This is a genomic window from Neptuniibacter sp., from assembly GCF_024231755.1.
GTDB lineage: Bacteria > Pseudomonadota > Gammaproteobacteria > Pseudomonadales > Balneatricaceae > Neptuniibacter.
In genome coordinates, this window is record NZ_JAAEQH010000258.1 from 1 (window position 1) to 12,715 (window position 12,715).

At 46.8% G+C, this 12,715-nt stretch carries 10 protein-coding genes; 3 read left to right on the plus strand and 7 right to left on the minus strand.

The genetic code is table 11. From position 1 onward, the window contains the following. A partial coding sequence (locus GY843_RS21055) for an integrase core domain-containing protein (protein WP_367183783.1) occupies positions 1-90 on the plus strand: 90 nt, incomplete at its 5' end. A 466-nt stretch (positions 91-556) separates the two neighbouring features. Here GY843_RS21055 and GY843_RS13795 read toward each other — a convergent pair. Then, positions 557-913 carry a VOC family protein gene (locus GY843_RS13795; protein WP_297310513.1) on the minus strand — a complete coding sequence of 119 codons (357 nt, stop codon included), beginning with the start codon at positions 911-913 and terminating at the stop codon, positions 557-559. Between the two features lie 229 nt (positions 914-1,142). On the opposite strand from GY843_RS13795, the gene GY843_RS13800 reads away from it, so the two are divergent. After that, a complete protein-coding gene (locus tag GY843_RS13800; protein WP_297310514.1) occupies positions 1,143-1,697 on the plus strand; it encodes a hypothetical protein in 555 nt (184 codons plus the stop codon). A 64-nt stretch (positions 1,698-1,761) separates the two neighbouring features. Here the strand turns inward: GY843_RS13800 and GY843_RS13805 are convergent, their stop codons facing one another. After that, the gene (locus GY843_RS13805) at positions 1,762-2,394 is read right to left on the minus strand and encodes an MOSC domain-containing protein (protein ID WP_297310515.1); all 633 of its coding nucleotides are present in this window, start codon (positions 2,392-2,394) and stop codon (positions 1,762-1,764) included. Between the two features lie 253 nt (positions 2,395-2,647). Between GY843_RS13805 and GY843_RS13810 the strand changes: the two genes are divergently transcribed. Then, on the plus strand, positions 2,648-3,856 hold the full coding sequence (locus tag GY843_RS13810) for an aromatic amino acid transaminase (protein ID WP_297310516.1): 1,209 nt from the start codon (positions 2,648-2,650) through the stop codon (positions 3,854-3,856). Between the two features lie 99 nt (positions 3,857-3,955). Here GY843_RS13810 and GY843_RS13815 read toward each other — a convergent pair whose 3' ends face one another. From GY843_RS13815 to GY843_RS13835, 5 genes are all read right to left on the minus strand, one after another. Next, positions 3,956-5,038: an OprD family outer membrane porin gene (locus tag GY843_RS13815; RefSeq protein ID WP_297310517.1), complete on the minus strand. Its 1,083-nt coding sequence runs from the start codon at positions 5,036-5,038 to the stop codon at positions 3,956-3,958. A gap of 539 nt (positions 5,039-5,577) precedes the next feature. Then, a complete protein-coding gene (gcvP, locus tag GY843_RS13820; protein WP_297310518.1) occupies positions 5,578-8,472 on the minus strand; it encodes an aminomethyl-transferring glycine dehydrogenase in 2,895 nt (964 codons plus the stop codon). A gap of 201 nt (positions 8,473-8,673) precedes the next feature. Beyond that, positions 8,674-9,066 (minus strand): glycine cleavage system protein GcvH, encoded by a 393-nt coding sequence (gene gcvH, locus GY843_RS13825; RefSeq protein ID WP_297310578.1) that lies wholly within the window; start codon positions 9,064-9,066, stop codon positions 8,674-8,676. Positions 9,067-9,105: 39 nt separating this feature from the next. Further along, positions 9,106-10,410: a serine hydroxymethyltransferase gene (locus GY843_RS13830; protein WP_297310519.1), complete on the minus strand. Its 1,305-nt coding sequence runs from the start codon at positions 10,408-10,410 to the stop codon at positions 9,106-9,108. A gap of 313 nt (positions 10,411-10,723) precedes the next feature. Further along, entirely contained in the window at positions 10,724-12,106 is a 1,383-nt protein-coding gene (locus GY843_RS13835; RefSeq protein WP_297310520.1) for an L-serine ammonia-lyase, read from the minus strand. Between the last annotated feature and the right edge of the window lie 609 nt (positions 12,107-12,715).

Sequence of the window (12,715 nt, forward strand, 5' to 3'; positions counted from 1 at the left end):
AATCAATGGAGACATCACTACAACCATATCAGACCACATAGTTCACTGGGTTATATGTCACCAGTGGCATTTAAAAACAAAGCAGCATAGGATGAAAAATCTCATCGAGGAAATGGTTCTAATGATGGGGAAAGGTCAGATACTCTCCTTGTACTATTAGCATTTGAAATGGGAATTGTGGGCCTGCTCGACATCCATCTGTCTGGTTAATTTAAGGTTTTAACCTACTAACCAAATCAAAACAACTGCCGTTTATTTAATCAAGATACGGCACGGGCCAATCCTCCCCTCTGTGAAGCCGAGCATTGGAAGGTTTAATCGAATAAGGTCGAAGCCTGTTTGAGGCCTGAAAGGCCGAGTTCTGCAGCCCTCGATTAAAGCTGAAACGCACAGGGAACCGGGCTAAGCCCGGCAAGCAGTGGGGCTGCAGGGGATTGATAAGGGGAGATCAGCCTCTCCCCTTATCTCGTCTTTTGACGAAAGGAAATAAACCTAGAAGTAATCTGCCTGTCCGCATAGAATCTACCTCGATCGAGAACTAATGAGGCACACAAGATCACTCATATAAGCAAATCTTATTCTTATCCAAATCCCTGATATACGCCGAATACCTCCCCGAACGCACACAAGGCTCACCTTCACTAACGCCCCCCAATTCAAGGCCCAATTTATACAATCGATCCACTTCTTGAGCAGAGCCAACGTTAAAGCCCAGCATCGTACCATTGCCATTTGATGCCTCTTCCCCATCAAAAGGCTCAGCCACAGCAAACATAAAATCGTCTTTCGCCCACAGAGTCATGCGACCTTCAGTGTGAATCTTGTTTAACCCACAACCTTCAAAAAATGTGTCATAGAAAGTGACGGCTTTTTGTTTGTTATTTGTACCAAATACAAAGTAATTCATTTTCATCGGAAATTGCTTCCATCTATAAAAGTTAAATACAACATCCACCAACTGAATTCTAAAAGCGATTAGCGTGACTATTGCAGATAAGTAAAGCGGATACAAAGTCATAACTGTTCATAGCCATTTGTTCAGCGCCATGATGTTTCAGCCTATGTATTTGTGACACAATCAAGCTAACAAACTAACAGCTCAGGTCGCCCGCTAACTTGTTCTAAATATTCATATAAACCCAATGATCTCAAAACTATATATTCTCAGCCTGGTTACTCTGTTTGCTATTGCCGGCTGCTCGGCGAACCAAAGCCTTTATTATCAAGGTAAAGCAGCTTATGACGAAGGTGAATTCGACCTTGCTGCCCAACTATGGCAAGAGTCACTGTCAAACCCGAAGTCTCTCAACGCGTTAGGCCAGCTTGCTGAACATGGAGTTGGTGCTACTCCATTAGATACTAAGCGCGCTTCAACCTTGTATATGCAAGCAACCAGACAAGGTATTCATGAAGCCGCCTCAAATCTGGGTACCCTACTAGTAAACGAGGGTTACCAGAAAGACGGAATTCTATGGTTAAGATATGCCGCGCGCTGGGGCATAAGATCAGCACAGATAAAGCTTTATAACCTTAGGCAATCCATACCCTATACAGACCTGTCAGCGGCAGCGATGGCTTATGATGAGCTTCCCTACGATGAGATGAAACAGAAGCGTAAAGCGTTTATTGAACAAAGCTATGACAACTTTATCCAGTCTCTAAGCGAATCAAAGGAACGGCTCTCTTTATCTGATTAAGCTGTTACGTGAAAGGGCTAACCTTTCCAAGTAACAGATGTTAATTAGCGTTTAGATCCAAAACCTAGCCAAACTGCCACTCAGTCGATAAGCCTGGAATATCCGTATTAAACGCCTCCGGCGGCATCCTCGATGAAAGCATTTCAGCAAAGATTTTCCAAACCTCAGCTACGGGTACGCTTCCTTCCAACCGTTCCTGCAACTCAAACGAATCACCCACCTTCAACTGCCCCTCTTCGATCACACGGTAATACCAACCGCTGATCGCCTGTGACATCAGTACCGGTGCCATATGACCATTGCCGAATCTGTGGTTTACCTTCCAGCAAGGTCTACGGGGTTGCGATACCTGTACCAGCGCTTCTCCTATTTTTAGAATGTCACCAATATGCACCTGCTGGTCATCAATACCAGTACTCGAGATATTCTCTCCGATGCTACCGGGTAAAAATTCGCTTTCTAAATGACCGAATGCTTGCTTAAGGATGGCGTAGTTATCAGCAGGAAAATGGTACAGCGCTTTCTCTGGCCCACCGTGGACACGGCGATCAACCTGCATATCCCCTTCCAACCCAGTTTTGGATAGAAAACAGCTATCGACTGGTTCTTTGAAAATACCCGTCGGCGTATCATCCGGTCCGATAGGTTTCGGCTGACCGATATAGATACCTTCGATACTTCCCGTGTAACCCTGCATAACTTTGCTCCATCTTTAAATAACATATAAGCAAACGCCCAATGAAATTAAGCATAGCCAAGGATCACAAAAAACAGACTGGTTAATTAATAGCAGGAAGCTAATCAAAACGGTGTAAGCCTAGGGGACTAAGCAGATCGAGGCTCAATCCGAGTTCCACCAAGTAAAATAATCCCGTCGACTAAGAGAATTCCACTCAGTAAAGCTTTTCAGTCTACCCTTAAGGATAAGTATGGCGATTGAGGGCTGATATATGCTGAAGCATGTTAAGGCAGAACTCGAAGACCCGATTCTTAAAGTCATGGCAAGTTTCAAAGCCTCTCCAGCTAAGAACAAACATGATTTAGGTATCGGTGTATATCGTGATAGTAGCGGAGCAACACCAATCTTTAAGGCCGTAAAAGAGGCTGAGCTAATTCTGCAAAAGAATGAGAAGAGTAAAGCTTACCTTGGCCCTATAGGTGATGTTGAATTCAACCGATTGCTACGTCAGATGCTCTTTTCCGGTACGCCTCTGTTAGATTCTGATTCGATACAGTCTATCCAAACGCCAGGAGGAACTGGGGCACTGCGTATTGCTGGGGAGCTATTAAACCGTGCAATTCCCGGCGCAAAACTCTGGTTGTCAGACCCTGCTTGGTCCACCCATAAACCTATCTTCACCGGTGCCGGGTTAACAACAGCGACTTATCGCTACTTTGATGCTCATAGCAAACAACTCGACTTTACGAGACTGTGTGATGATCTGAACTCAATTCCCGAGGGTGATGTAGTTCTACTGCAGAGCTGTGGTCATAACCCCAGCGGATGTAACCTGACGAAGGAACAGTGGTATCAAGTTTCTCAGCTGATGGCTGAGCGTAAACTGCTCCCTCTTCTAGATCTGGCATATCACGGTTGGGATCAGGGACTGGATGGTGATCTGGTATCACTCACCGCCATTGAGTCGTGCCACGATGAATGGATGCTCTGCTACTCCGCCTCTAAAACCTTCAGTCTGTATAACGATCGCACCGGGGCTTTGATAGTTCGCAGCGTTAACGCAGATGTGTCTATACAGGTGCTTAACCTGACTCTGAATTTGGTATGCGCTAATTACTACATGCCCCCTGCTCATGGTGCGTCTGTAGTTCGCACGATTCTCTCAAGTGCAGAATTAACCGATATGTGGCAGCAAGAACTGGACGCTGCGCGTTCTCGTGTAGAAGAGTGTCGCCAGCGCTTTATTCAGGCACTACAAGCAAAAGGATCTGAGGCTTATGATTTTCTTAAAGGACAGCGTGGGCTTTTCGTTTATCTTGGATTAGATGAGAAACAGCTGGATTGGCTGAGGCAGGAACATGCTCTGTATTTTGGCCCAGGGGGACGCTTGAATATTGCTGGGCTGAATCGTCAGAATTTACCCCAGATCTGTGATGCACTTCTGGATCTGGAACAGATTGATGCCCGCTCATTGAAATAGATAGAAACCTGCCGCATGAAGGGGAGTCATACGGCAGGCCAAAAGTAGCTAGCTATTTAGCAGAGCCTTTAGCGGGTTTAGAAAGAGCCCTCAGCGCTTCTAAAAAGAATAGTTAGCGATCAAACGTACCTCATTGATATCGTCATACGCATCCGCGTTTACATTGGAAAGGCGCATATGTAGATTCAATCCCTGCAGAGAACCACTCTGTAGCTGATAAACAACATCAACGTTAGTCTCTGCTTCATCAACAGTGTTGCCACTGTCAGTGTAATCACCCCAGGTGTGACGCGCCATCAGAGATAAGCCTTTAACACTGCTGACAGCATAATCAGCCCGTAGCTGCCAGGAGTCTTCATCCTGACGGTTGAAATCCATAATCTGTACCGAGTGGCTAGTTTGCAACACGTTGTCATCATCGCCACCCCAAGTGAAATCATACCCAGTGTCGCCTGAAATAGTTTGATAAGCAGCAGACAGTTTCAAGTTATCGAACTGATATGAAGCAGCCAGATTAGTCAGATTAGAATCAAATGCGGCATTTGTCCCCTCACCTTCACCATTGTAGTGGGTCAGGCTCAGTGCAACGTTTTCGTTAACCTGGAAACCCGCATTGAGGAAAGCCTGCTGCTTGTAACCATCCGCATCACCATAGGCTGCAGCCAAAGTTAAACCGTTTTCCAAAGCCAGATCACCACCCACAATCACAATGCCGTAATCATCACCATTGGCATCGGTATATTTCGTAAAGGATGTATCTGTTTTAGATGAAGCACGATCAGTATACAGTGCGTAAACCTGACCTTTCTCGAACTGATTAGTCAGTTGAATCGCCTGTGTAGAAGAAGGCGTTGCTCGACTATCGGAATCACTCAGCAGCACGGTGCCAATCACCCAACGGCCTACACGAATAGAGATTGAATCGTTGAAGCTATAATCCGCATAGATCTGACCCAGCTTGGCATAGCTGTTACCATCATCTGAATCCAACAGACCTGTCAGGTGAGCATCACCATCATCAGTCAGTTTTAGGTTAGCAAATAGGGATGCGCCCAGATTCAGGTTGTCAGTTGCCTGCCCTACGTAATCAACACGCAAAGCCTGTGTTAGTGCTTCACGGCTTGCTGCACTGCCTTCGCTGAAATCACGGTTGAAGTAGAAGGTACGCAGATCAACATTCACATCAGCCAGAACCGCAGGGGCTTAGGTCAGTAAAGTTGTTGCCGCAAGAGTTAACGCAAGAGGTTTTAAAGTAGTTTTTAGCATCGTTATATTTAGACCTACTTAATCATTTAGTTATTTTTATATTTGAAACAGTGGCTACTGTTTCCATTTCGAGAGCACAAAGCTCCCCTTCATTCTCAATGAGAACAAAACTTAAAATGGGAAAAAGGCGGGGTAGAGCTACCCCGCAAAAGCGTCCAACAGATGTTGGATGCACACCAATAAAAATCTTGCATTACGCCCTAGATGTCCCATAGCGGTGTTAAATCCCTTCTCTAAATGCTCGTTTACGTACAGTAAACTGTGCTTTCTCGAATGAATTTGCCTTGCTCTGAAACATCTATCCTCGTAATGCCAAGCTCTTTAAAAGGGTGCAGTCTGCCAGTGGCTGACAGACTGCGGAGAAGATGTGAGAAATGGGATTCACATCTCCCAGGGAACGTTCGACTTTAAGAATCAGCGAACAAACCTGAGTGAATTCACTGACTCCCTTTTAACTAGTCCCGGTAAGCATCAATGCCTGGGCAGGAACAGATAAAATTACGATCCCCGTAAACGTTGTCGATGCGGTTAGTCGCAGGCCAGAACTTGTTCAGGCGGGTTGCCTCATTCGGGAATACGGCTTCTTCGCGACTGTATGGACGATCCCATTCAGCGCTCATCACATCAGCTTGCGTGTGTGGCGCATTGCACAGCGGGTTGTTGTCCGCAGGCCATACACCAGATTGAACTTTGTTGATCTCTTCGCGGATCTGCACCATCGCATCGACAAAGCGATCAATCTCTGTTTTCGATTCAGATTCGGTTGGTTCGATCATCAACGTGCCAGCCACTGGGAATGACATAGTCGGCGCGTGGAAACCATAATCCATCAGACGCTTAGCGATATCTTCCTCAGATACCCCGCTCTCCTCTTTCACCGGACGGATATCAACAATGCACTCATGGGCAACTTTGTCATTGCGTCCGCGATAGAGAACCGGATAGTGCTCAGCCAATTTGTCTGTCATGTAATTGGCATTCAGGATCGCCAGCTCAGTAGAGCGTTTCAGACCGGACTTACCCAGCATTTTGATGTATGCCCAGGTGATTGGCAGGATCGCACCGCTACCGTATGGCGCTGCTGAAACCGCACCGTTGTCACCGCTGACAACACCCGTTGCGCTGACTTTATGGCCCGGCAGGTAAGGAGCCAGGTGACTTTTAACACCAATCGGCCCTACACCTGGACCACCGCCGCCGTGCGGGATAGCGAAGGTTTTATGCAGGTTAAGGTGGGAAACATCGGAACCGATCAAACCTGGTTTCGAGATACCTACCTGGGCATTCATGTTGGCACCGTCCATATAAACCTGACCACCGTTTTTATGGATGATGCTGCAGATCTCTACGATCTCTTCTTCGTAAACACCATGAGTAGATGGGTAAGTGATCATCAACGCAGATAGATCATCTTTGTGCAGAGTTGCCTTAGCGCGCAGATCAGCTACATCAACGTTACCGTTTTCGTCACACTCTACGATTACCACTTTCATACCCATCATCGCTGCGGATGCAGGGTTAGTACCGTGTGCAGAGGATGGGATCAGACAGATATCGCGATGACCTTCACCGTTGGCTTCCTGATACTTACGGATCGCTAGCAGACCTGCATATTCGCCCTGTGCACCAGAGTTAGGCTGCATGGATACGTTGTCATATCCGGTGATTTCGACCAGAGCCGCTTCCAGCTCGTTGATCATCTCCAGATAACCTTGGGTCTGGTTTTCTGGTGCAAACGGATGGATGTTTGCAAATTCAGGCCAGGTAACCGGGATCATCTCTGCCGTAGCATTTAGCTTCATAGTGCAAGAACCCAGAGGGATCATGCCGTGAACCAACGAGTAGTCTTTGTTTTCCAATTTCTTCAGGTAACGCAGCATATCGGTTTCGCTGTGATAGCTGTTGAAAGTCGGGTGAGTCAGAATTGCATCTTCACGGCGCTGTGCAGCGCTAATACCTGTGTCAGCTCCTGATGAGATAGCTGTATCCAATTCAGTAATAGACAGGCCATGACCTTGACCCAAAATCACGTCAAACAGCTGTGCTACATCGTCAGCAGAAGTGGTTTCATCCAGGGAGATACCCAACTTGTTATCACCTACTAGACGGAGATTACAGCCAGCATCCAGTGCGCGCTGGTAGATCTCATCACGCCCTTCAACAAAAGACAGAGTCAGGGTATCGAAGTAGGTATCGTTTAGCTGAACACCCTTCTCTTTCAAACCATTTGCCAAAATAGAAGTCAGACGGTGTACACGCTCTGCGATTGTTTTCAGGCCTTCTGGGCCGTGATAAACCGCATAGAAAGATGCCATATTTGCCAGCAGAGCCTGTGCTGTACAGATATTCGATGTCGCCTTTTCACGACGAATATGCTGCTCACGGGTCTGCATCGCCATACGCAGCGCTTGATTACCATTAGCATCGATAGAAACACCAATGATTCGACCCGGAACTGAACGCTTCAGCTTTTCAGAGGAAGCGAAGAACGCAGCGTGTGGGCCACCAAAGCCCATCGGCACACCAAATCGCTGAGAGGAACCTAGTACAACGTCTGCCCCCATTTCACCAGGTGATTTCAGCAGTACCAGTGCCAGAGGATCTGCAGCGACAGATACCATCGCTTTCAGATCTTTAGCTTTTCCGATCAGCGACTGGATATCTTTAATATCCCCGTAACTGCCAGGGTACTGCAACTGAACACCAAACGGATCAGCTGATTCAAGATCTGTTTCCGGGTTACCTACGACTACTTCGTAACCGAAATATTCTGCACGAGTTTTAATGACATCAATCGTCTGCGGGTGAACATCATCAGCTACAAAATAGATATTGCTCTTCTTACGGTTGGAACGTTTACACAACGTCATCGCTTCTGCAGCGGCCGTTGCTTCATCCAGCAGAGAAGCATTTGCCAGTTCCATACCGGTCAGGTCCATCACCATCTGCTGATAGTTCAGCAGTGCTTCCAGACGACCTTGTGCAATCTCTGGCTGGTACGGAGTGTAAGCGGTGTACCATGCTGGGTTTTCCAGCACATTACGCAGGATTACGTTTGGCACCAGGGTATTGCTATAACCCATCCCGATATAGGATTTATTGACAACATTCTTTGCTGCCAGCTGTTTCAGGTATGCCAGTGTGTCAGCTTCAGTGACACTGTCATCCATGTCCAGCGCATCATCCAGACGGATGGAATCAGGAACCGTTTGAGTTATCAGTTCGTTCAGAGAATTAAAGCCCAAAGAGGACAGCATCTCTTTAGTCTGTGCCGAATCCGGGCCAACATGACGACGGGTAAAATCAGTCGTCTGTTCTAGATCACTCAAAGTGCGAGTTTCTACTGTCATAACAATAACCTGTTGTAATTCTTATTATCGAAAGCCATGTGGCTCTGCGATGAGATATTGGGGTGCGAAGCGGTCCTGCACTACCGCTTCGCCTACGGAATCTGAGAATTAATCCTGCAGACTCCTTTGCAAAAACCGATTGGGGACAGTGGAAATCAGATAGCAGGTTGATTAGTCCTACAAGTCTGGCTCCCAGATCAATCAGCCTTCTTCTGCAATCGTTGCTGCGTAAGCATCTGCATTCAGCAGTTTGCTCAGCTCAGATGAATCAGACAGTTTGATCTTAACGATCCAACCATCTGTGTAAGGCTCGCCATTCAGAGTCTCTGGTTCATCTTCCAGCGCTTCGTTTACTTCCAGTACTTCACCAGAAACTGGAGAGTAGATATCAGAAGCGGCTTTTACAGATTCAACCAGGGAGAACTCTTCTCCGGTTTCAACTTCGCGACCAATCTCAGGTAGCTCAACAAAAACCACATCACCCAGTAGCTCCTGTGCGTGGTCAGAGATACCCAGAGTGATAGTGCCGTCACCGTTATCCAGAACCCATTCGTGGCTTGGAGTAAAAAGGTAGTTAGATGGAATGCTCATAATCTTTTTTCCTATAACTTTTGGTTTTTCGGTATAGAGTAATTAACGATATAAAGGGAATTTCTTGCACAGCTCTTCAACTTGAGCACGTACTTCAGCTTCCACTTTTGAGTTGTCATCTGGGTTAGCTACCAAGCCATCCAGTACATCACTGATCAGGTTACCGATCAGTTTGAATTCTTCAGGACCAAAACCGCGGCTAGTGCCTGCTGGTGTGCCCAGGCGGATACCGGACGTCACCATCGGTTTTTCAGGGTCAAACGGGATACCGTTTTTGTTACATGTGATACCAGCACGCTCTAGCGCTTCATCTGCTGCATTACCTTTAAGCCCTTTAGGGCGCAGATCTACCAGCATCAGGTGAGTATCAGTTCCACCAGTTACGATGTCGCAACCACGCTCAACCATGACACCCGCCAATACGCGTGCGTTTTCAACAACACGATCAATGTAAGCTTTGAACTCAGGCTGCAACGCTTCACCGAAAGCAACTGCTTTAGCAGCGATAACGTGCATCAATGGACCACCCTGCAGACCAGGGAATACGGCAGAGTTGATCTTCTTACCCAGATCCAGATCGTTAGACAGGATCATGCCGCCACGAGGGCCACGTAGAGTTTTGTGGGTTGTAGTTGTTACAACATGAGCATGCGGCAGTGGTGATGGGTGCGCACCGGTCGCAACCAGACCTGCAATATGAGCCATATCCACAAACAGGTAGGCACCCACTTTGTCAGCGATCTCACGGAAACGTGCAAAGTCGATCTGACGCGGAATAGCTGAGCCGCCAGCGATGATCATTATTGGCTGGCACTCTACTGCCAACTTCTCAACTTCATCGTAATCGATACGGCTATCTTCACGGGATACACCGTACTGCACAGCGTTAAACCATTTGCCAGATAGTGCCGGACGCGCACCGTGAGTCAGGTGACCACCTGCATCCAGAGACATACCCATTACGGTGTCACCCGGCTGCAGCAAAGCCAGCATTACAGCACCGTTTGCCTGCGCACCTGAGTGGGGCTGTACGTTAACGAACTCACAACCGAACAGCTGCTTCGCACGTTCAATTGCAAGACCTTCCGCTTTATCGACATACTCACAACCACCGTAGTAACGGCGGCCAGGGTAACCTTCAGCGTACTTGTTAGTCAGAACAGTACCCTGCGCCTGCATAACCGCTTTGGATACGATATTTTCAGAAGCGATCAGCTCAATGCCCATCTCCTGACGATCAAACTCTTCATCTACTGCGGCAAGCAGCTCTGCATCCCGTTCAGCCAGATTTTGAGTAAAAAAAGCTTCGCAAACAGTGTCGTTGCGATACAGATCACTGTGACTCATGATTTTATTCTCGTATTTTTGTTTTAGTAGGGCCTGTTCACACTATTTTTGTTGCCGATGTTGTGACTAAAAAGCCTCCAATTTAGGCGCGAGGAACGCTGTTTGGTCATTCCAAATGAGAGACGAGCAACGACAAGTGGTGGCTTTTTAGCCTCAACCCGAAGGGCTGGGGCCATTTTTGCACCCAACTGCGTTCTCAGTCGTTCATGTAGAATCACTACATATCTCTCCTTCCGCCTTGCTGGTCACAAAAATAGCCACCAGCAGCGATAACAAAATTAGTATGAATAGGCCCTTGATTCAGCGGCCGCGGTTAACATGCAACCACGTTAACGGCCAACCCACCTTGAGAGGTTTCTTTATATTTGTCCTGCATATCAAGACCGGTCTGTCGCATGGTCTCGATTACAGAATCCAGAGGAACGTGGTGTTCACCATCGCCACGCAATGCCAGACGTGCCGCGTTAATCGCCTTAACTGTGCCCATGGTATTTCGTTCGATACATGGCACCTGCACCAGTCCACCAATCGGATCACAAGTCAGGCCCAGGTTATGCTCCATTCCAATTTCAGCAGCATTTTCTATCTGCTGATTGGTCCCACCCATCACTGCACACAAAGCACCAGCAGCCATGGAACAAGCAACACCGATTTCGCCCTGGCAGCCCACTTCAGCTGCAGAGATCGATGCGTTCTTTTTATAGAGCATGCCGATAGCAGCGGAGGTCGCCAGGAAATCAAAAATACCCTGCTTGTTGGAACCAGGAACGAAACGGTCGTAATAAGCCAAAACTGCAGGAATAACACCTGCTGCACCATTAGTTGGCGCTGTGACAACACGTCCACCTGCAGCGTTCTCTTCATTAACTGCAATGGCAAACAGGTTGACCCAGTCCATGACTGTCAGTTGATCTTTAAGGGCAGCTTCAGGGCTTGATTTCAGCTCTTCATAAAGCTCATGGGCACGACGTTTAACATGCAGACCGCCCGGTAATTCACCCTCTTCTCTGCAACCACGTTTGATGCAGTTGTCCATCACCTGCCAGATGTTCCAGAGTTTCTCCTCCAGCACATTCTGCTCATGCCAAGTCAGCTCATTTGCCAGAACGATCTCGGCAATACTTCTGCCCTCTTTCTCACAGATATCCAGAAGCTCTGCACCGTTATCAAAGTGGAAAGGCAGTTTGAACTCAGGCTCAAGATCAGCTTTATCCTGACCCGCTTCAGCATCACTTAGGACAAAACCACCACCAACAGAGTAGAAAATATTGTCATGCAGAATAATTCCAGCCTGATCGTAGGCTTTGAAATGCATACCATTGGGATGTTTTGGTAGGGACTGACCGAAATTGAATGGAAGATCAGTCTCCGGGTTGAACCTGATCAGGTGATCACCTGCAAGATTCAGCTGACAGCTAGTTCTGATCTCTTCTACATAGTGAGGGACTTTATCTGGATCAACCAGATCTGGCTTCTCACCTAACAGGCCAACCATTACCGCTACATCAGTGGCATGGCCTTTACCGGTCATCGCCAATGAACCGAATAAACCTACGTGTACTGAAGCGACAGCTTCAAGCTGCTCGCGCTCACGTAGCTCGTCCAGAAAACGATTAGCCGCCACAACAGGTCCCACTGTGTGAGAACTTGAAGGGCCTATGCCGATCTTGTAGAGATCAAAAATACTTAATGGCATGTTACCATCTCCGCAGCGGTTCAACCGCTCTTTTTATTTTAGTCGTTCTTCTTAGCCGGTGAGTTACTGCCTAATAGTTATGACAGTCTCTACCCAAGAAAATTCTGTGTTTCCTATCCGAGAAATCGAACAGTTTTTGAACTATTTCTCGTCAATCTGGTTTCAGACTAGCAGTGCTTTTTCTTATAATCAACAAAAAGTTTCCTATTGGAAACACGGTTTTTTACTTTAAATCCTCCTTTTAGAGTAAAAAACTCTCTGTATTCAGATTGTTAATTTTGCTTAGCCTACCATCTCAAATTTTTCTCAAGTTATATAAGCTACTGTTTATAAACAATTTTAATAAATAACCCTCACTTTCTTGACCCTATACCTAAATTTTTCGTTGCATTAAATTTCCTTTTGAACTAGCTTTGTTTCCTATTGGAAACTTTATTCCCAAGTAACTCTTTGCTCCATTTATCTCAACTTATGAGACCTTAAGCAGCAACGAAGTCACTTAATAAACATAAAGAAGCTTTAAGAAAGCAGAAAGTTCCAATCAACCTGTCTGGTCGATTACCAAGTGCAAGCGGACAAACAGGTGCCAAGAGAAAGCAAATAAAAATA

What these genes read in the sequence shown, in the direction of transcription:
- GY843_RS13805 (WP_297310515.1), bottom strand. Translation starts at nt 2,394, where the DNA reads ATGCAGGGTTACACGGGAAGTATCGAAGGTATCTATATCGGTCAGCCG.
- GY843_RS13830 (WP_297310519.1), bottom strand. Translation starts at nt 10,410, where the DNA reads ATGAGTCACAGTGATCTGTATCGCAACGACACTGTTTGCGAAGCTTTT.
- GY843_RS13800 (WP_297310514.1), top strand. Translation starts at nt 1,143, where the DNA reads ATGATCTCAAAACTATATATTCTCAGCCTGGTTACTCTGTTTGCTATT.
- GY843_RS13810 (WP_297310516.1), top strand. Translation starts at nt 2,648, where the DNA reads ATGCTGAAGCATGTTAAGGCAGAACTCGAAGACCCGATTCTTAAAGTC.
- GY843_RS13795 (WP_297310513.1), bottom strand. Translation starts at nt 913, where the DNA reads ATGAAAATGAATTACTTTGTATTTGGTACAAATAACAAACAAAAAGCC.
- GY843_RS13835 (WP_297310520.1), bottom strand. Translation starts at nt 12,106, where the DNA reads ATGCCATTAAGTATTTTTGATCTCTACAAGATCGGCATAGGCCCTTCA.
- gcvP (WP_297310518.1), bottom strand. Translation starts at nt 8,472, where the DNA reads ATGACAGTAGAAACTCGCACTTTGAGTGATCTAGAACAGACGACTGAT.